Raw genomic sequence first — 19,403 nt, forward strand, 5'->3', positions numbered from 1 at the left:
ATGGAAGTTCTACGCAGGTCAGACTACGAAATTACAACGTTAGAGCTGCTCGAAGCAGGGGCAGAGCTTACACGGCAACTTCACCAATATGGTTATGCGCTGGGTGATTTATGAGGGGATCCTTCAGGGCTAAACAGCAGCCAGTCATTGATGATGTGTGAGCCGGTCGATACCCAGATGTTTTTGGTGATGATGTAGCCACTGAGCAGCACGATGCGGGCCGTGCCGATCACCAGAAAACATTGCAGAAAATTCCAGTCATAAGTGGGCAGGTGCAGGGCTCCGAAGATAAGGGCAGTCGATAGCCAGGCGATGAGGATGGCGGACTTGCGGGTCAGGCCGAGCTTCTGGTGACAACACCAGAGGATGGCCAGAAAAGGCAGGATGGAGATCACCTCCTCGCCGAAGAGCTGGGGCGCCGTCTTGAGATAAAAGAGGATGCGCGCCGTATTGGACGCCTCTGCCAGCATGGCGTTGACCGGGTTTGCATTCAGCTGGAACAGGTGCTGCATGGTCATGGCAACGGCGATTGAGACCAGTATGTTGATGCCGGTAATCGCCAGCATCAAGAGACAATCCCGCCGCGTCGGCGTTCGAAACAGTGAGCGCCACCCTTTTCCCGCCACCATGGCGAGCACGGCCAGAGGAATGAGAGGGAACAGGAGGGCGGGCACAAAGCCCCCTGAGGTGGTCTTGAAAAAGTCGATGGGGGCGGAGAGTGCCGCAAACCCCAGGATGACCCCCAGCAGGATGAGAGCCCAGCCACGGTCAGACGGGGTGTGAGGATCCTGGCGATAGAGGGGGAAATCCCCGGCGCTCTTGCGCTCGAGCCCGAGGCGCTCACTGTCATTCAATACCGGCATTGCTGTAGGTTGATGCTCACCCATGGTGATCCTCGGGATGTCTATCCGTTGCAGTGCAGACAACCCTACACCAGAAAGGGGGGAAAGGGGCGCCGCTGGGTACAACACGCCAGGGGAATGGCACCGCTGTCAATCAGTTGTCGAAGTTCCACTCGATGGGCAGCTCAAGATCGAAGACGAGCTGATCCCCGTCGAGGGTGAAGGCCACGCTGGTCTGGTGCTGGTCGTATTCGTCGATAAGGAGGCAGCTCTCGGAAAAGTTGGATTCGTAGCCGAGGCGGGCAGTGCCGCCGGTGCGAGCCTCGTCGAGTTCCACCCCCAGCACCCGCAGGGGATTCTTCTGGCTGAGCTTGACCCGGCTGTCACCCACCTCCACCAGCCGCTCCAGCAGGGGGAAGAAGTCCTGCTTGTTGGCCTCGATGGCCCGAGCGATGGCCTGCTCCAGTTCGGTGGCGCTGGCAAGGGCGGGATCCAGCGTGTAGCGGGTCTGGATGCTTTCCTGAGTCATATTGTGCTCCTCATGTACAGGATCTTTAGGGAAGGTGCGAATAAGTCACCAAACGCAAAAAAACGCCTATGTAAGTGATTGAATTTAATTGACTAAAAGTTTCATTTTCGTTGCGGAGGGTACTTATTCGCACCCTCCCTAGCTAAGAACTTCGGTAGAGTAACTTTTTTTAATAATATTGCACTATTTTTTATTTTTGTTTCGAGCGAGACATCTACGCTAAACCCATGACCTCTGTAGCCATGGTTATAAACCAAGATAAAGGAGCCTTCTTGTGCAGCAAGGTTTACTGATGTGCTGCCAGGAACATGCACATGTTGGAGGGGAATCGGTTCCCCGGGCTCTCTTGCGTTGACAGAAAATTCCGGAATCCCATTTTTGCTTAAGCCAAACACGGCAATCCGATCCTTATCATTATAATTGCTGTCAGTAATGACAGATATTGCAGCAAAGTAACAGGCAACGTAAGGATTGCTTGACCAGTCAAGAAGGCGAGTTGGAATCCCATGATGCTGAGCAAGTGCCATTAGTGGAATGGCATGGTCATTAGGCCAGCCATGACTGTTGATCCCATACAATCTAGTGATATTTTCAAACTGAAAATATCGACGAAAATCTGGCGAGTCATAGGGAATGGGGAGCCCTCTTGAATCGCAATAATTCATGAATGACGATAGAAGGATATACTCAAAAATTGCTTGTCCTGGGTGGTCACTTAGAGTTTCCCACATTCCAACCTTGTACTTATCGATAACATCTTGGCGATAGACTTTTGGTATTAGTTTCCAGTCGCTATTGCTTTGGCCTCTATAAATGAACTTTGAACGCTTACCCTGTATTGTGAAAAAATCCCCAATGGGAGAAATACATTCCCAAAACTCATCCAAGCTGTCGCAATTTTTTGTTTCTATGATCGGAGTCATTTACGGCGAAAATCCTTTAGCACAACGGTTCGACAGCGTACATCTTCCCTACGGTTGCCGCCTCAAATGGCTTCATCGCATCAGAGAGGGGCCTTAGCCGGACATTTGAATCTGGCTCAAATCGGACATTACAACTTAGCCGTGACACTGTCTGTGCGCATAAGGGGGCGTTACGTTAAATCGGACGCCCTTTTTGCTGCCTGTTGTCCGTGCCTGTCATTCAGTAAAGGTGTAGTATCATGTAAACATTGTGGTTTGGTGGGGTGTGTATGAGTGTTATGTCCGTTCGCTTACCGGATGAGGTAGAGCAACAGTTGGAGCAACTGGCCCAATCAACAGGAAGAACCAAATCGTGGTTGGCGAATCAGGCTATCCAGGATTATTTGGCGCGTGAAGCCTGGCAGATCGCGGAAGTTGAAGCGGCATTGCGTGAAGCGAATGCGGGTGACTTCGTGCCCGAAAAGGAGATGATGGCGAAGTTCAATCGGTGGGGTATCAATGCAGGTTAAATGGCTGCGCAAGGCTGCACTGAATCTGGAGGATGCCCACGATTACCTGGCGAAAGAGAACCCTAGGGTTGCCCAAGAGTTTGTGTTCGAGGTGTATCGCTTGGTCAATCTGTTGGTAGCTCAGCCCGCTATGGGTCGTCCTGGCCGCGTACCAGGAACAAGAGAGCTTGTGCTGCAACCCTACCCGTTCCTCATTCCATACCGAGTGAATGGCGAGGAGATCCACATTCTGAGGGTGTTTCATACCCGTTTGCGGCTACCAAGCCACTGGTAAAGGATACTTTTAGGTGGGGTGGTATGCGTTTGCGTAGGGAGGGGATCGTGCGGTAACGTACTGCCTAGAAAAGACAAACCCCGAATCTCTGTTCATCGACTTGGCGGAAGAACAACAGAGGATTCGGGGCCGTACTTATGCAATAGGTGAAATATATCACATGGATCACACCAGACAACCCTTTAGCGCCGCCAATATGCGCGGTGGTCATTGAATCGAGCACAGCTTGACCTGTTCCGGGAGCGCCTGCCCCGGAAGCCCTACCAGGGGTCGTCTCAGAAAACGGAAAATAAAGCACGCTAAGCCGGTTGCAGCGGCCGTAGCGGCCTGAACTTGCCCGCGCCGATCTTGGCGCTGCTGCGCCAGAGGTAATCGCCGGTCAGGTTGATGTGCTCCCAGCCGAGCGGCGACAGGTACTGCAACAGGCCGTCATCGACGGCTTGACCGTGGCCACGCAAGGCGTTCGCGGCCCGCTCCAGATAGACCGTGTTCCATAGCACGATGGCCGCCGTCACCAGGTTGAGGCCGCTGGCCCGGTAGCGCTGCTGCTCGAAGCTGCGGTCGCGGATTTCCCCCAGGCGGTTGAAGAACACGGCGCGGGCCAGCGCGTTGCGCGCCTCGCCTTTGTTCAGCCCGGCATGCACGCGGCGGCGCAGCTCGACGCTTTGCAGCCAGTCCAGGATGAACAGTGTGCGCTCGATGCGTCCCAGCTCACGCAGGGCGACGGCCAGGCCGTTCTGGCGCGGGTAGCTGCCAAGCTTCCTGAGCATCAGCGAGGCCGTCGCCGTGCCCTGCTTGATCGAGGTGGCCATCCGCAGGATTTCATCCCAATGGGCGCGGACGTGCTTGATGTTGAGCGTGCCGCCGATCATCGGTTTCAACGCCTCGTAGGTGGCATCGCCCTTCGGGATGTAGAGCTTGGTGTCGCCCAGGTCACGAATGCGCGGGGCGAAGCGGAAGCCCAGCAGGTGCATCAACGCGAAGACGTGGTCCGTGAACCCTGCCGTGTCGGTGTAGTGCTCCTCGATCCGCAGGTCGGATTCGTGATACAGCAGGCCGTCGAGCACGTAGGTCGAGTCGCGCACGCCGACGTTCACGACCTTGGTGTGGAACGGCGCGTACTGGTCGGAGATATGGGTGTAGAACGTCCGCCCTGGGCTGCTGCCGTATTTCGGATTGATGTGGCCGGTGCTCTCGGCCTTGCTGCCGGTGCGGAAGTTCTGGCCGTCCGACGATGACGTGGTGCCGTCGCCCCAATGCTCGGCGAAGGGATGTCGGAACTGCGCGTTGACCAGCTCGGCCAGTGCCGCCCCGTAGGTTTCGTCGCGGATGTGCCAGGCTTGCAGCCAGGCCAGCTTGGCGTAGGTCGTGCCGGGGCACGATTCCTCCATCTTGGTCAGGCCCAGGTTGATCGCGTCGGCGAGGATCGTGGTCAGCAACAGGTTTTTGTCCTTGGCCAGGTCGCCTGACTTCAGGTGGGCGAAGTGCCGGGTGAAGCCCGTCCATTCGTCTACCTCCAGCAGCAATTCGGTGATCTTGACGTGCGGTAGGATCATCGCCGTCTGGTCGATCAGGGCCTGTGCGGTATCGGGCACCGCCGCATCGAGCGGCGTGATCTTCAGGCCCGACTCCGTGATGATGGCGTCCGGCAGCTCGTTGGCCAGCGCCATGCGGTTGACGGTGGCGAGCTGCGTTTCCAGCAGCGTCAGCCGGTCATGCAGGTACTGGTCGCAATCGGTGGCCACGGCCAGCGGCAATTCGCTGGCCTGCTTGAGGCTGGCGAATTTCGCGGGCGGCACCAGGTAGTCCTCGAAGTCCTTGAACTGGCGCGAGCCTTGCACCCAGATGTCGCCGGAGCGCAGCGCGTTCTTCAGCTCCGACAGCGCGCACAGTTCGTAGTAGCGCCGGTCGATGCCGGTGTCGGTCATCACCAGCTTCTGCCAGCGCGGCTTGATGAACTCGGTCGGCGCGTCGGTGGGCACCTTGCGGGCGTTGTCGCTGTTCATGCTGCGCAGCACCTCGATGGCGTCGAGTACGTCCTTGGCGGCGGGCGCGGCCCGCAACTTGAGCACGTCGAGAAATTCCGGCGCGTAGCGGCGCAGCGTGGCGTAGCTCTCGCCGATGCGGTGCAGGAAATCGAAGTCCTCGGGTTGCGCGAGCCGCTGCGCTTCGGTGACGCTCTCGGCGAAAGCATCCCAGGACATGACGGCCTCGATGGCGGCGAACGGATCGCGGCCCGCTTGCTTGGCCTCGATCAGCGCCTGGCCGATGCGCCCGAACAGCCGCACCTTGGCATTGATCGCCTTGCCGGATGCCTGGAACTGCTGCTGATGCTTGTTCTTGGCGGCATTGAACAGCTTGCCCAGGATGCGGTCATGCAGGTCGATGATTTCGTCGGTGACGGTGGCCATGCCCTCGATGGCGAGCGCCACCAGGGTCGCGTAACGCCGCTGCGGCTCGAACTTCGCCAGGTCGGCGGGCGTCATCTGGCCGCCCTCGCGGGCGATCTTGAGCAGCCGGTTCTGGTGAACCAGCCGCTCGATGCCGGAGGGCAGGTCGAGCGCCTGCCACGCCTTGAGGCGTTCGATGTGTTCCAGCATGTGCCGCGAGTTCGGTTTGACCGGGGATTGCCGCAGCCAGGCCAGCCACGTCGTCTTGCCGTTGTCGCGGCGCTTGAGCAGATCGTCGAGGCGACGGCGATGCACGTCCGTCAGCGGCTCAGCCAAGGCGTCGTAGAGACGCCGGTTGGCGCGGGTAATCGCTTCGGCGCTCGCCCGCTCGACGGCGTTGAGGGCGGGCACAATGACCGACTGCCGCCGCAGGTGCTCGATCAAGGCTCTGGCCAGCACGATGCCCTTGTCGGTTTGCATGGCCAGCTCGGTCAGCAACTGGACAGCCTGCCGGTAGTGGCCAATCGTGAACGGCTGGAAGCCGAACACCGTTTGCAGCTCGACCAGGTGCTCGCGTCGGGTCTGCTCACGCTGCCCGTACTCGTCCCAGCTTTCGATGCCGACCTTGAGCTGGTTGGCGACCAGTCTCAGCAATGGCGGGAACGGTGGCTCATCAGCGCCAAGGATGACGCCGGGAAAGCGCAGGTAGCAGAGCTGCACCGCGAAGCCCAGCCGATTGGCCGGGCCGCGCCGCTGCCGGATGATGGAGAGGTCGCTTTCGCTGAACGTGTAGTGACGGATCAACTCATCCTTGGTGTCCGGCAACGCCAGCAGGCTTTCGCGCTCGGCGGCGGAGAGGATCGAACGGCGGGGCATGCGGTTTCCTTCTTCTTGAAAACGTAGGTTTGTGACAAGCCCGCCAAGGCAACCGGCGCGGCACGGGAATCAAGGCATTGCGATTCTCGAAAATAGTTCTTGAAATTCTATTCTTGATTGCATATCATCTCAACGAGTTTCGATAAGAAAGGATGCGCATGCGACCGTCTGTTGTGCTTGACATGAAGCGAAGCGCAGTGCGTGAAGCGGTAGGCCGCTTTCGCGCCGCGAACCCGCGCGTCTTCGGCTCGGTGCTGCATGGCACCGACCGGGATGGCAGCGACCTCGACCTGTTGGTCGATGCGCTGCCCGGTGCCACGTTGTTGGACTTGGGCGATTTGGAAGAAGAACTGAAATCGCTGCTCGGCGTTGACGTCGATCTGCTGACTCCCGGCGACCTGCCGCCGAAGTTCCGGGCCAAGGTGCTCGCGGAGGCGCAACCGATATGAGCGAGAACCGCCTGCCCGATTACCTCGACCACATTCAGCAGGCCGCAACCGATGCGCGCAGCTTCGTGGAAGGGATGGCCAAGGACGACTTCTTGGCCGACAAGCGCACCCAGCAGGCCGTCATCATGAGCCTGATCGTCATCGGCGAGGCGGCCACAAAGGTGATGGATGGCTACGTCGAGTTCACCCAGGCGCATGCCGACGTGCCGTGGCGCAGCATGCGCAATATGCGTAATCGCATGGCTCACGGCTATTTCGACATCAACCTCGATGTGGTGTGGGAGACGGTACAGGAATGGCTGCCGGCGTTGCTCCAGCAATTGCCCGCCGTGCGTCAGGATGCCGACGATGAAGACCGTAACGGACGTGAGTTCGCTGGTGGGCAAGGAGGCAGCAGCCGACACGCTCATCGGCAACTGCACGACCGCACGACCAGCCTCCCGTTCAAATTCGAGTTAGAACTCATATCCAGCCTGTCTGGGGGCACTGTGAAAGAGGGATCTCCGATGACTGTTGAATCGAGAATATTTTCTGTAGCCGAGTATGTTCAGCCGTCCGAAGGCGAGCCTATTCGTTCCGTTGTGCTTGAAACCCGAGACTCAATTATCGTGGTTTGGCATGTCCATCCCGGGCAGGAAATTGCGGCTCACATTCATCCTCACGGCCAAGACACGTGGATTGTTTTGTCGGGAATGGCTGATTACTTTCAGGGCAATGGGATTGTTCGTGCCCTCAGGGAAGGTGAGATAGCCGTGGCAAGACCGGGCCAAGTGCACGGGGCGCGAAATACAGGTACCGAGCCATTTGTGTTCGTCTCGGTTGTGGCATCAGCCAATGCCGGTTTCGTATTGGCTGAGCGATAGAGCCCAATCTCTGGAGTTGGTCCAATGAGCGGTCGGGGAGATAGGTAACAGACATGCAGCGGACACGGCTGCTAAACCAGGTCGCAAACCTCCTTGCGTCGCAGCGTGCCGCAAGCGACGCGATCAATCGAATGGGGTCGGCATGAGACTGAACACCATCCAGTTCCCGACCGCGTAGCCGCCTGTCCTGCCGATCAGGTCTTGACCATCGACGCCTGGGATCAGTCCTGAATGTTCTTGGAGACCACTACGTTATGAGCCGCAGCCGCCGCAAAACACCCATCGTCGGGCACACGACCTGCGGCAGCGAGCGCGAGGACAAGAAGCTCTGGCATCAGCGCTGGCGCACCCGTGAGCGCACGGCGCTGACCAGCGCGTCGCCCGAAGCCCTGAGCGCCCATCTGCCCCTGCTGGAAAACCAGGCCAGCAGCGTCTGGTCGATGGGCAAGGATGGCCGCTCCTACTGGCCCGTCAAGCGCCAGGCCGCCACGGCGGATCGCATCGCCAATCACAAGGGACGCAACCCGCAAGAACGCGCCTCCCTGAAAAAGCGCCTGCTGCGCAAGTGGATGAGCAAATGAAGCTCTCCTTCCATCAGCACATTGCGCTGTTCTGGATGATCGGTGCTCCGGGCGTCTTCGCGCCCGTGATCGAGAACGCCAAGCGGCCCGATGCCGGCGCCGTCATGGCGTGGGGTGTCGCGATCGTGGCGGTGATGATCCTCTTCACCCCTTTGCTGCTGCGCTGTCCACCATTCCGGCGCTGGTATGGCCGGACGGATGCGCTGTCGGAGCGGCAGCGCCAGGCGCTTGCCGAGCGCGGCCTGCGCCGCTACTACCAGACCGCTTTCGATGACGGCTACGTGCCCCGCGTGATGCCCTACGTGTGGCGCATCATCTGGACGGTCGGCGGGTTGATGGCTGTGACCGCCGTACTGCCTACCAACACCGGACGGCCAGCCTTCGATGCCTTGGTGGTCTTCTCGACCTGGTATCCGATAGGCGTGATGCTGCTGGTTTTCGCGTCGAGGCCCCTTGGCCGGTTGATTCGCCAAAGAGCACAGGAGCGGCGGAAATGAGCACGTCAACCATCGAGGCGCTGGCCAGCGCCTGGGCAAGGATTGCCGAGGAAGCGGAATTCCCCGCTGACTACGAGGGGACTGCCACACCACAAGCGCATCGGGCTAGCGAAGCTATTCAGGAGCAGATTCGGGAGCGCATCGTCGCCACCAACGACATGCGGCTGTTCAGCCTGCTGCACCTGCTGGGTCAGGCGTCGCTGCGCATGGAGCAAGCGCTGTGGCCGGAGGATTACGAGCGGATGACGCGCGAGGTTGAGGAAGCCCTGCGGCAAGCCACCGACGCCAACGCCAGATCGTACACCCACGAAGAAGTGATGCAGGCGATGCAGGAACGCATCGACCGGGCGCGAGACAAGCCATGTTGATTGGCTATGCGCGCGTCTCGACGCAGGATCAGAACCTGGAGCTGCAACGCGAAGCCTTGAGCAAGGCCGGATGTAAAAAGGTCTTCGAGGACAAGGTGAGTGGCACGCGGGCAGACCGGCCTGGCTTGGCCAAGACGCTCGAAATGCTGCGCGAAGGCGATACTTTGGTCGTCTGGAAGCTCGACCGGCTGGGCCGGTCGGTCAAGCAACTGGTCGATCTGGTCGGCGATCTGCACAAGCACGGTGTCCAGTTCAGGAGCCTCACCGACTCCATCGACACCGGCACACCATCCGGGCGGTTCTTCTTCCACGTCATGGCGAGCCTTGCCGAAATGGAGCGCGAGCTGACCGTCGAGCGCACCCGCGCCGGGCTGGAAGTCGCCAAGCAGCTCGGCCGCAAAGGCGGCCGCAAGCCGAAGATGACCGACAGCAAGATCGAGTCGGCCAAGAAGCTGCTGGCCAGCGGGGTGCCGCCCAAGGACGTGGCCAAGAACCTCGGCGTGTCCATTCCGACGCTGTACCGCTGGGTGCCAGCCTCCACGCACGCTTAGCGTGCTTTATTTTCCGTTTTCTGAGACGACCCCTGCTACGATTCAGATTTGCAGTACACAAAAACAGTATATTCATAACAGATCCTCTTCATTTTTCTATTTGGATAGCCCGGCAGCTAAGTGCTGCGATTCGTTCTTCTCTCAAAGCGACTATTGGACCATCGACGGAGTCAGCATGCTAACAACCGCCTTTGAATAACTTGATTTTATTAAGAGCGGCCTCGACCGTCAGCGGCAACTTATCTGCCTGATGAGTTAGCCATCCATGTCCCCCAAACTGCCGATCTATAGCTGACACAGAGTCAGCAGGCTTGACCATGTTCGCCATTTTGAAAGCCAAAATACTATCTCGTACAGTCCAATTAACCGCAGGATAATATCGTTCCCGCCGAGCTTCAGGTAACCTGGCGTATAACCAGTCCTTATCATTTTTGTACAACCACATATAGCAACTCGTCGAGTTTTTCAGCTCATTACGCGTCGCTTGTGGATTTTTATCCACGGTTTCTAAAAACAACTGTCGATTAGTCTGTTTACGTTGCGCCATCAACAAATGATGTCGCCATTCTGATAGCCCTTTGTGGCTTTGAATAATTTGCTCGACAGTTGTGGGATTTAAATAAAGTAGGTTACTTTTAAATATAGTTGGTAACTTGCAAATAAAGCTGGTAACTTAGCTCCGTATACTTTATGTGCAATGTCGGAGGTACGGAGCTTGACCAGCTTATCCCTTGACTCTCGTTCACTTAAATGGGTTAAACAAGGTCGCGGAAAGGGGTCAGGAAAAGACTACCAACCCTGGTTGACCGTCAGAGACCTGCCTTCTGCTGGACGATCTCACCGCATCTGGGGATTCCAGACTCAACGAACCCACCATCTGTTGTCAGACCTAGAGCTGGCGGCGTTCTTTCTGTTTGATTGGAATCCATCTGTCACTGATATCCGGGAGCAATACCCTCTCCGATTAGAGGATACCATTGAGCTTGCAGCGCAAGCGCGTATCCGTCATCCCGAAGTACGAGGACAAATTCAAGTCATGTCCACGGATTTTCTAGTGGACACTAATAAGCCTGAGCTTCCCAGAATGGCTATTCAGGTAAAAACCTCTTCAGATCTTTCTAATTCTAGAACCATCGAAAAACTGGAGCTTGAACGGCGTTATTGGGCGTTAAAGGAAGTTCCATGGTATTTGCTGACAGAAAAACAAATTCCCAAGACCGTCACCAAAAATATTGCCTGGCTGTATCCAGCGCAATTGGTTCTGGATGGGATCGAAGATACTCTGAATATGGCTTCCCTTTACTTGGGCTTCTTTATTAATCATCCGACTTTACTGATTTCTCAAGTTTCGATGATGCTCGATCAAGCCTATTCACTCTCTCCAGGCGAGTCCCTGCAAAAGATACGTTCGCTGTTAGCCTTGAGGGTTTTCTTATTCGATATCAGAAAGCCTTGGTCAACGCTGGCTGTAGGGGAATTACAAGCATCTTCAGACATTGATTCATTGAGGAATTATTATGTTGCGAATCAATGATGTTGTGGCATTCGAAGAGGCTCGGTATCGAATTCTTGATGTCTCAGACATTCGATATACATGGATTAATGTTGATTCCGACAAAGCTTTCCCTGAACGGGTTTCCCTGGCAGAAGTGGAAGACTTCATTCTTTCTGAGACGTTAAAAAAAATTGATGACCCCTATTCCCATCTTGCCGCTCAGCTCCCGGAACACGGCTCAGTAGCACAGCAAATTCGGGACAAGCGTATGGCCGTTATTGAGCCTTTAATACACCAACCGGATATCTATTATCGCAGTGGTCGAGGCGCACTGGTTCAGCAGGTTGTGAATGAATCTGGAACAGCTAAAAAAACACTATATGCTTATCTTCGCCAATATTGGCAGCGAGGTTGCATACCGAACGCGCTTTTGCCGGACTACGATAAATCAGGCGGGCGAGGAAAAAAACGCACAGCTTCAGGAAAAAAATTAGGGCGTCCGAGAAGTATAGCACCGGGTACCGGCGCCATTGTAGATACTGGCGTTGAACGCATGTTTCGCATTGTGCTTGATCGCCACTATCTGACGGAGAAGAATCATTCTCTACCCTATGCTCATCGACGCTTCGAGGACATGTTTGAAACGGCTCATCCCGATGTACCGAAAGAGAACTTCCCGACAGTTGCTCAACTACGTTATTTCTACGAGCGGGAATATGTCCGGCCTGAACGTATCCGGCTGAGAGCCAATAAAATTGAATATCAAAAGGACATCAGACCGTTACAAGGAACAGCCACAACTGGGGTTCACGGTCCTGGTGCACGGTACGAGATCGACGCGACTATTGCCGATATCTATCTGCTTTCCGCTGACAGACAAAAGATTATTGGCCGACCAACTTTGTACGTGGTTGTCGATGTCTATAGCAGATTGATTGCTGGTTTCTATGTGGGATTTGAAAACCCCTCCTATGTGACGGCTATGTTGGCACTGGTCAACGCCATGATCGATAAATCTCAGATATGTCAGTCTTTCGGTTATGACATCGAGCCAGAGGATTGGCCGTCGATTGGACTGCCGGACGCCATTTTGGCTGATCGCGGTGAGTTGCTGGGCCATCAAATTGAATATCTGGAGCAGGCCTTTGGTGTTCGGATTGAAAATACACCACCTTATCGTGGGGATGCGAAGGGTATCGTTGAGCGGCATTTTCGCACTATTCAAGCAGACTTCAAGCCGTTTGCACCAGGAGTGGTTGCTGGAACCACCATCAAAAAGCGCGGCGGGAAAGATTATCGGTTGGATGCAACACTTACATTGGACGAATTCACTAAAATAATTATCGGCTCTATCCTGCATCGCAACCAGAGTTCGGTATTGGTCAAGTATGACCGCGATCCGGATATGCCGGATACACTCGCACCTGTACCAATTAATATCTGGCAATGGGGTATTCAAAATCGTAGCGGACGGCTACGTAACACATCGGAGTCGGCGCTGAAGCTGGCATTGTTGCCTCGTCAAAAAGTAACGCTTTCCGATTACGGTATTCAATGCTTCGGTGCCTTTTATACCTGTAGGGAGCTGCTGGCGTCTGGCTGGCTCCATAGAACCGGGCAACAGCGACCTGGCCCCTTTATGGCGGCGTATGACCCCGCGGTAACCGACATCATTTATGTCTTCCCAGATGCAACAAAATCAGATTATTGGGAGTGCTCGCTAACAGACCGCTCAAGGGAATTTAGGGGCCGGTCGATGTGGGAGTTATGGGACAGCCAGCAGCAACAACGAAAATCAACAGCAGCAGCTAAATTGAAAGAGAGGGAAAGCAAAAGATCGCTGGAAAATGTGATTCAGGAAACCATCCAAAACGCGGAAAAGCTACGTCCTTCCTACTTTGGTGAATCAAAAACAGAAACTTTGGTTGGCATCAATCAAAACCGACGGGAAGCCCGTGAGCAGGAACGCCAGAAACGTCGAGCGGATAACAAGGCTACTGAGCCGAAACCCAAAGCAGATGTCAGGTATTTGACTGATCAGCCCGAAGATGGGGCTTTCCCAGATTTTCTGGATGACCTGTTTGGAGATGATGAATGACGCTACCCAAAGGCATGGTGCAGGCAATTTATAATGATACCGGGATAAGTCAGTACCAAGGAAACCCGCTCATTGAAGCTTTGCCGCCGATTCTGGACCGGCGTCAGCTAAAGGACGGGTTATCGGGTCAAATTACGTTTCGCCCAACCGACGTTTATCTTGATGGCCAGACCCGTATTCATGTCATATCTCAATTACTTGATAATTTTTTCCAGCCGCTATCCCGTCACATTGAACTGGAGTCAAAATTATCAGTCATGCTTCGACAAGGGTATGTTGGCAGAAATCTGGCGACAGGCGAACTGAATGCCCACATCCAGAATGGTTATGAGCGTGTCATGCAGGGGGATTTGGCTGTTTTCCGGTTCGAGCATGTGGAATCCACCGCTAAGAGTCTGGCTTTCATCGGTTGTTCTGGTTCAGGCAAGACAAGCTCATTGAACCGTATTCTGGCAACCTATCCCCAGTTGATATATCACGAAGCCTACAACTTCACACAGATCGTTTTCCTTAAAATTGACTGCCCGCATGACGGTTCGTTGAAAAGCCTGTGTCATAACTTCTTTCGGGAAATTGACGCGGTACTCGCCACGAATTACGTACGTCGCTACGTGGAAAAACGACATAGCGTAGAAACCTTGATTGCGGTAATGGCACACATTGCCAACACCCACGCAATTGGACTGTTAGTGATTGATGAAATCCAGCATCTGAGTGTTAAGAATTCAGGTGGTGCCGAGCGCATGCTCAATTTCTTTGTCACACTGGTTAATGAAATTTCGGTCCCGGTTGTCATGGTGGGGACACCAAAGGCCAGATCTGTCTTTGAACTGGATCTGCGGTCCGCTCGTCGTGGTGCAGGTTTTGGTTCAATACTATGGGAGCCTTTAAGCAAACCATCAGGCGAGCAGGAGGTATCCCGTACCGAGTGGGGAGCCTTCACTGGCCGTTTGTGGAAGTATCAATGGCTGACTAAAGCATCCCCTGAAGTGACCGATGAGATTAGATATACTTGGTACGAGCTTTCACAAGGCATTATGGATGTCGTCATCAAGTTGTTTGTTTTGTCACAGATCCGGGCTGTTGTCACCGGCATTGAGCGCATTACCCCCGCCTTGATGCGAAAGGTCTACCAGGATGAGCTAAAACCTATCCACCCCATGATTGATGCGTTACGGTCGGGTGATGTGACAAAAATTGCGCGTTACTCAGATCTGACTATCCCCGACGTGGATAGAAAAATACTGGAACTGAGCCACCTGCTGCGTTCCAACCAGGAAAGCATTGATACCGTAGTCAAGTATGGGGGTAATGAACAAGCTGTTCGTTTGCATAATATGCTGGTTGATATGGGGTATGCCTCTGAGCTGCTTGAACCTCTGATCAACAGAGCTTTTGAGGATCATCCAGGCCTTGTGATGAAGGATCTTATGCCGCTGATCCTCTCTTGGTATCAGAGTGCAGAGATAGAAAAGCCAGCGTCATCCACCCCCAAACTTAAGGCGATGAAGAAAGCTGACTGGCATACCCTGGATTCAGAAGACTTGCGCTTTCTATTCTCTCAGTCCGCCAATGAGGAAATCTTCCAGGAATCACTTGGCTGCAACGGCTTGCTTTTTGATGCCCAAGACTGGGTTAATTCCTTTGGGTGATGGCCGTGTTGAATTTTCCTATACCTTACACAGAGGAGTTGATGTATAGCGCCGTGGCAAGAGCGGGTGTCCGGCAAGGGCTGACCAGCCCAAAGCAACTGTTGGATGAGGTCTTCGAATCTCGCAGTATTATCGCAACGATAGACTTACCTAACCATATTGCAACGCTCTCTCGCTGGCTTCCAGAGGAGTTCACACCCGAAAAATTGATCTACAGCCATACTTTATTTCCGCTTTACGCACCTTTTGTTCCAGAGGCTCGACGGCTTCAGTGCATGAATTGGTTGTACCAGGGTTCTCAGGGTGCCGCTCATCTGGCATTAGGAGTTTCCGCCTCTCGCATTAAATCCCCGCGTTTTGTCAGGTACTGCCCCGGTTGCATAGCCGCTCAACGTGAACAATTTTGTGAGTATTTTTGGCGACGAGAATGGCAGGTTGCCGGGGTGGAATCGTGCCCCGAACACGGTGTGTTGATGGATACGCGGATTGCTCGCCCCCTGATTGAACGTCATCGCTTTATCGCTGCTGCACCTGAACACTGTCATGAGACTAAACAGCAAAAGGGAATGGGAGTATCTGATTGGATAACCACTCAGGTGCGATGGTTGTTAGTTCGGCCGGCGCAAGCGTCCCCCAGTTTTGAGCAATGGACAGAGTATTATCGCAGCCTTGCTTATCGACTGGGTTTTTATCGGGGAAAAGCCCAAATTGACCACTCAGTGATAAAAAATAAGGTATTAAAGGTGTGGCCTGCCGCTTGGTTAATCCGAAACCGTCTGATGCCTCCCAGTTCCGATATTGATGACTCAGACTGGCTGAAAGCAATCTTCCGCAAGCATCGAAAAAGTTTCAATTATCTTCAGCATATTGTTGTTCATCAGGCATTGCTGGATAACCACTGGCAGATAGACGATGTGCTTGATGAAGTTAGCCGGAAACCAACACGTAAAACGCCACAACAAGTTAAGGTTGTGATGCAACAGTCGAGCAGTCAAACGCCAGATCAGGAAGCTTGGCTCGAATTGTTGTCATCTCGTCAACCCCTTCAAGCCAGAAAAAAATCACCGGATTTGTATGCCAGGCTCTATCGGAATCATCGCGACTGGCTGTTGGACGTTAACCATCGTTATGCACAAGACAAGGCAAACCATAACGTACCACGTATTGATTGGGACAAACGGGATCGGGAATATCTGCAAGCACTTCGACAACTGGCTACGTTTTTGAATGCAAATATACAAGGGCCCAGGCGCTCAAGAACCTACTACCTTAAGTTGCTTGGCAATCTCTCAACCCTTGAGAAAAACCTCCATCAAATGCCATGTACATCGGCATTTTTGGTGGCTAATTCGGAAAGCGTTCCCCAGTACCAGATCCGACGCTTGCAAAATGCCTATGACGATTTACGGGTTCTCTTTGAGTCGCCGCCAAGGTGGCGATTGTTGCGAAACGCCGGATTGAGTGAAGAACGAATGATGGAGCCTGCCAGGCAGTATTTGGAAAATTTAGTGGATACGGAACATGAAGTTCAAAGGTATAGAAAATAACAGTGTTATCCGGGAGATTGGCTCTTTATTTCGCCGCCATGATGGCCCTGATTGGCACATTAATGTCAAACTGGCACCAGGCCAAAAGAAACAATATTTTGGTGTCTCTCAAATTCCGGTCTTAGCAAGACGCAGGGTGGTCAATGCAAGCGAACAACCACGCCCTGCCGGATTCCAGTCCCGTATTGTGATAGAAAATACTCGTCATTGGCGTACTGAACCTATCGAAGCCTGTCCAATTCCGGTGGTAAATCGGCAGGATGATGGACAGCAATGGTGCTTTAATTTTGAATTTGGTGGAACGCAGTATTATCTTCCTCAGCTCGAATTAGCGCGAGTGCTGTTCTTCCACCACGCCTATATAACGCGTTTAGCTTTGATCCCCAACGGACTCTCTCAGGAGTTTGATGTCCAGCGCTTAGATAAGTTGAGCAAGGCGCTCGTCAATATTCTGCCAACCTGCACTCTGCCGCTGTACGTCAGAGGTGACTATGCATTAAGACGGTTGTTAGCCTGGATATTGCTGGATGAGGAAGCTAAGCTGTCTTTTGAAAGTGTTGCCCGCTACCAACTTCAAAACGGTTATGACACAGACAAGTACCGTCTGTGGCGTTTTCAATTTGAACCACCACCGCTCGCAGGTGTTGAGCTGACACTTCGTGGTCATTACGATCAGGAACGAAAAGCGTTTTTTGTGTATGAGATTTATGGTGTTTCTAATCTAACCTGTGATTGTCCCGCCTATGTCGATTTTGTCGATCCCCGATTCGCTGAGAGGCGAGCAGGCCAGGGGTATGCTGTTCGGCCCGGCCCGCAATCCGGCCCGGAATTGGAAATTGATGACGAACAAGAGCCAGATACTGATCAAACAGAAATCCGGATTGAAACGCCAGCCGTCGCATTTGAGTTTGCTAATCCCATTCGGACAACTCGCATAGGTAAGGGAAAAGGACAGACTGGCTGTTTGGGCCAGGAGGGCGACTCGTCAGACTCTCCAGAAAATACTGGCTTTGAAGTAAGTACGGATGAGGCCAGTACTCACGGTACATTACCTTCAGCAGATTATGATGGCATGGAAGACAAGAGCGACGACGCACATCTCTATGCGGATAAATTTGAAGCCTTTAACGCTATGGTGCTGCAATTGGTTGGCATGTCGGGTTACCGCCACATCCACAGGGAAATCCGAAAGCTCCCCACTATTGATGGTTACTCCAAACACTTGCTTGTAGATGGTAACCCACGTTGTCTGGCTTTTCATCGAATTGAAAAGGATGGTCAAGAGTACGCATTGATAGAAGTGGATACTTCCGATAATAAGAACAGACTATCGACACTCCTGTTGAAGCCGCATGTCCAATTTGATTGGGAACGCACTCTTCGAGAGTTGGAAATCAGGTTATTAAAAAAATCACTGGCATGGCCTACAACGCTAATCAAAAAGCTCTTTAGTGATAGATATAAGCGTGTGCCTCATCCAAAATCATCATCTGAAAATAAAGGATTCCTTGAAAATGAGTCAATTAAACATTGGGCTGAGCGAGTTTATAAGGAGATTAGATTATCGTAACATGTAACATAACTGTTTTAACAATATAGCAATTGAGAAGCTTATTATCCTGGACTATGATAGCTACTCAAGGCAAAGCTCTTTACTTGAGCTGAGCGAAATCCCATCCGTTGCTCTGTTTGGCTTGGCATTTAATTGAATAAAAAAGGAAATTTTTTAAAACACATTTTATTGCGACAATACAGTTTGATTCCGCCCTTTTCTCTTTGCCTCATAAAGTGCGTTATCTGCTTTCTTGATAAACATCTCCATAACAATTTCAGTTGTATACCTACTGCTTCTACTTTCTGGCAAGGATGATACCCCCAAGCTGATAGTCCACTTTACAATTTCTCCGGCATCACCAGTCACAGATATATCCTCGACGTGCTTTCGAATCCGCTCTGCAAGATTTTTCGCATCAGTTATGTTGGTGTCCGGTAAAATAACGGCGAATTCTTCTCCACCAAGCCTGGCAACTAGGTCAATTTCTCTTGATTGGTTTACGCATAAGTCCGCGAGCGCACAAATAACGCGATCTCCTGTAGGATGGCCGAAAGTATCATTGATGCGTTTAAAATGGTCTATATCAAGTAAGATAAGGGCGCAATCACTGCTTGAGCGAGCACTTCGGCTTGCTTCTGATTTAAGTTTGCTATCAAAGTAACGCCGGTTTGCAACACCTGTTAATGGATCTGTCTGAGAGGATTTCTCTAAGGCGAGTTGAAGGTTGTAACGATGATAATAACTCCATGAAAAAACGAGCATAATAAATAATGCTGAAACGCTCGATTGCACTGAGATCTGAAAATAAACGTTTTGTATCAACTCATCCAGTACGCCATGGTTTTCGGATAGAACAACAAAGGAAAATGCAACAGTAAGAAAAAAAATCTGAATGTAGATAGAAAAGCCGATGAGAACAAAAAAGATAAAAAAGGGATAGAGTGCAACATTACTCACTGTTGTCACTAAGTCTTCGCCAGTGTTCTCTATTATTTTTATGCCGAGATACGCAGAAAAAACCAGCGTTATTAAAATTGTTGCCGTAGCTAATTTCAAACTGCTTGATTTTAAAATAATCCAGGCAGGTATCATTAATAGAAGAAAGTGAAGTCTCAGCTGAAATAACTCGCTCTTTATTTCAGGATGCGATTTGTAGTCAAAAATACCCTCTGCAAGCCCAAGAGGAATGAGTATCAATAAAATCGCAGCTGTATATAACCGATGATCGTTAAATTTTTTGTTTAAATAATCACTACTAAGTTCAAGCTTACTCAACTGAATTATGGCGGTCAAAGCACTCTCATTTTTATGAAACATCATTTATATCCATACTTCAGTGAAGAGTTTGTTCGTGATATGTGTGTTCGTTTCGATTTAACAGCTTGTACTAGCCTAAGTTAATAG

The 19,403-nt window shown here is 52.6% G+C and carries 19 protein-coding genes and 1 pseudogene; 14 read left to right on the plus strand and 6 right to left on the minus strand.

The annotated features are described in order from the left end of the window. Positions 1-92: 92 nt before the first annotated feature. From FKN93_RS14400 to FKN93_RS14410, 3 genes are all read right to left on the minus strand, one after another. Positions 93-887, minus strand: a complete 795-nt coding sequence (locus FKN93_RS14400; RefSeq protein WP_170905391.1) for a type II CAAX endopeptidase family protein — start codon at positions 885-887, stop codon at positions 93-95. Positions 888-996: 109 nt separating this feature from the next. Continuing rightward, entirely contained in the window at positions 997-1,371 is a 375-nt protein-coding gene (locus FKN93_RS14405; RefSeq protein ID WP_170905392.1) for a hypothetical protein, read from the minus strand. Between the two features lie 101 nt (positions 1,372-1,472). Beyond that, positions 1,473-2,294, minus strand: a complete 822-nt coding sequence (locus tag FKN93_RS14410) for an FRG domain-containing protein (protein WP_170905393.1) — start codon at positions 2,292-2,294, stop codon at positions 1,473-1,475. A 269-nt stretch (positions 2,295-2,563) separates the two neighbouring features. Here FKN93_RS14410 and FKN93_RS14415 point away from each other — a divergent pair, with 269 nt between their 5' ends. Then, the gene (locus tag FKN93_RS14415) at positions 2,564-2,803 is read left to right on the plus strand and encodes a CopG family ribbon-helix-helix protein (RefSeq protein WP_170905394.1); all 240 of its coding nucleotides are present in this window, start codon (positions 2,564-2,566) and stop codon (positions 2,801-2,803) included. Continuing rightward, a complete protein-coding gene (locus FKN93_RS14420; protein ID WP_148726339.1) occupies positions 2,793-3,077 on the plus strand; it encodes a type II toxin-antitoxin system RelE/ParE family toxin in 285 nt (94 codons plus the stop codon). Before FKN93_RS14415 ends, FKN93_RS14420 begins: the two co-directional genes overlap by 11 nt. A 299-nt stretch (positions 3,078-3,376) precedes the next feature. Here FKN93_RS14420 and FKN93_RS14425 read toward each other — a convergent pair whose 3' ends face one another. Beyond that, complete coding sequence (locus FKN93_RS14425; RefSeq protein WP_170905395.1) at positions 3,377-6,343, minus strand: Tn3-like element ISPa38 family transposase; 2,967 nt, start codon at positions 6,341-6,343, stop codon at positions 3,377-3,379. A gap of 158 nt (positions 6,344-6,501) precedes the next feature. On the opposite strand from FKN93_RS14425, the gene FKN93_RS14430 reads away from it, so the two are divergent. The 7 genes and pseudogenes from FKN93_RS14430 to FKN93_RS14460 all read left to right on the plus strand — a co-directional run bounded on the left by FKN93_RS14430 (position 6,502) and on the right by FKN93_RS14460 (position 9,652). Beyond that, positions 6,502-6,792: a nucleotidyltransferase gene (locus tag FKN93_RS14430; RefSeq protein ID WP_001247892.1), complete on the plus strand. Its 291-nt coding sequence runs from the start codon at positions 6,502-6,504 to the stop codon at positions 6,790-6,792. Then, positions 6,789-7,154: pseudogene (locus FKN93_RS14435) on the plus strand (DUF86 domain-containing protein); the annotation flags it as partial. The gene FKN93_RS14430 and the pseudogene FKN93_RS14435, both read left to right, overlap by 4 nt. A 144-nt stretch (positions 7,155-7,298) precedes the next feature. Beyond that, positions 7,299-7,655, plus strand: coding sequence for a cupin domain-containing protein (locus FKN93_RS14440; protein WP_072755296.1), 357 nt, complete (start codon positions 7,299-7,301; stop codon positions 7,653-7,655). 254 nt (positions 7,656-7,909) lie between these two features. After that, on the plus strand, positions 7,910-8,236 hold the full coding sequence (locus FKN93_RS14445; RefSeq protein ID WP_003100858.1) for a hypothetical protein: 327 nt from the start codon (positions 7,910-7,912) through the stop codon (positions 8,234-8,236). Then, a complete protein-coding gene (locus tag FKN93_RS14450) occupies positions 8,233-8,733 on the plus strand; it encodes a hypothetical protein (protein WP_003100856.1) in 501 nt (166 codons plus the stop codon). Before FKN93_RS14445 ends, FKN93_RS14450 begins: the two co-directional genes overlap by 4 nt. Continuing rightward, complete coding sequence (locus FKN93_RS14455) at positions 8,730-9,101, plus strand: hypothetical protein (protein ID WP_003100853.1); 372 nt, start codon at positions 8,730-8,732, stop codon at positions 9,099-9,101. The genes FKN93_RS14450 and FKN93_RS14455 overlap by 4 nt, the downstream gene beginning before the upstream one ends. Next, complete coding sequence (locus tag FKN93_RS14460) at positions 9,095-9,652, plus strand: recombinase family protein (RefSeq protein WP_003100847.1); 558 nt, start codon at positions 9,095-9,097, stop codon at positions 9,650-9,652. The genes FKN93_RS14455 and FKN93_RS14460 overlap by 7 nt, the downstream gene beginning before the upstream one ends. Before the next feature lie 178 nt (positions 9,653-9,830). Here the strand turns inward: FKN93_RS14460 and FKN93_RS14465 are convergent, their stop codons facing one another. Then, positions 9,831-10,313 (minus strand): TnsD family Tn7-like transposition protein, encoded by a 483-nt coding sequence (locus tag FKN93_RS14465; RefSeq protein ID WP_170905399.1) that lies wholly within the window; start codon positions 10,311-10,313, stop codon positions 9,831-9,833. Positions 10,314-10,367: 54 nt separating this feature from the next. Here FKN93_RS14465 and FKN93_RS14470 point away from each other — a divergent pair, with 54 nt between their 5' ends. The 5 genes from FKN93_RS14470 to FKN93_RS14490 are packed head-to-tail and all read left to right on the plus strand — an operon-like array spanning position 10,368 to position 18,014. Continuing rightward, positions 10,368-11,186 (plus strand): TnsA endonuclease N-terminal domain-containing protein, encoded by an 819-nt coding sequence (locus tag FKN93_RS14470; protein WP_219983232.1) that lies wholly within the window; start codon positions 10,368-10,370, stop codon positions 11,184-11,186. Beyond that, on the plus strand, positions 11,170-13,245 hold the full coding sequence (locus FKN93_RS14475; RefSeq protein WP_110069136.1) for a DDE-type integrase/transposase/recombinase: 2,076 nt from the start codon (positions 11,170-11,172) through the stop codon (positions 13,243-13,245). The genes FKN93_RS14470 and FKN93_RS14475 overlap by 17 nt, the downstream gene beginning before the upstream one ends. Beyond that, a complete protein-coding gene (locus FKN93_RS14480; protein WP_110069137.1) occupies positions 13,242-14,897 on the plus strand; it encodes an AAA family ATPase in 1,656 nt (551 codons plus the stop codon). Before FKN93_RS14475 ends, FKN93_RS14480 begins: the two co-directional genes overlap by 4 nt. Continuing rightward, the gene (locus FKN93_RS14485) at positions 14,897-16,444 is read left to right on the plus strand and encodes a TnsD family Tn7-like transposition protein (protein WP_110069138.1); all 1,548 of its coding nucleotides are present in this window, start codon (positions 14,897-14,899) and stop codon (positions 16,442-16,444) included. Before FKN93_RS14480 ends, FKN93_RS14485 begins: the two co-directional genes overlap by 1 nt. After that, complete coding sequence (locus tag FKN93_RS14490; protein WP_119676906.1) at positions 16,419-18,014, plus strand: Tn7-like element transposition protein TnsE; 1,596 nt, start codon at positions 16,419-16,421, stop codon at positions 18,012-18,014. The genes FKN93_RS14485 and FKN93_RS14490 overlap by 26 nt, the downstream gene beginning before the upstream one ends. Before the next feature lie 168 nt (positions 18,015-18,182). Here FKN93_RS14490 and FKN93_RS14495 read toward each other — a convergent pair whose 3' ends face one another. Further along, the gene (locus FKN93_RS14495) at positions 18,183-19,319 is read right to left on the minus strand and encodes a GGDEF domain-containing protein (protein ID WP_110069141.1); all 1,137 of its coding nucleotides are present in this window, start codon (positions 19,317-19,319) and stop codon (positions 18,183-18,185) included. Between the last annotated feature and the right edge of the window lie 84 nt (positions 19,320-19,403).

Origin of the sequence: Vibrio sp. A8-1, assembly GCF_013048685.1 — a bacterium.
GTDB classification, from domain to species: Bacteria; Pseudomonadota; Gammaproteobacteria; order Enterobacterales; family Vibrionaceae; genus Vibrio; species Vibrio metschnikovii.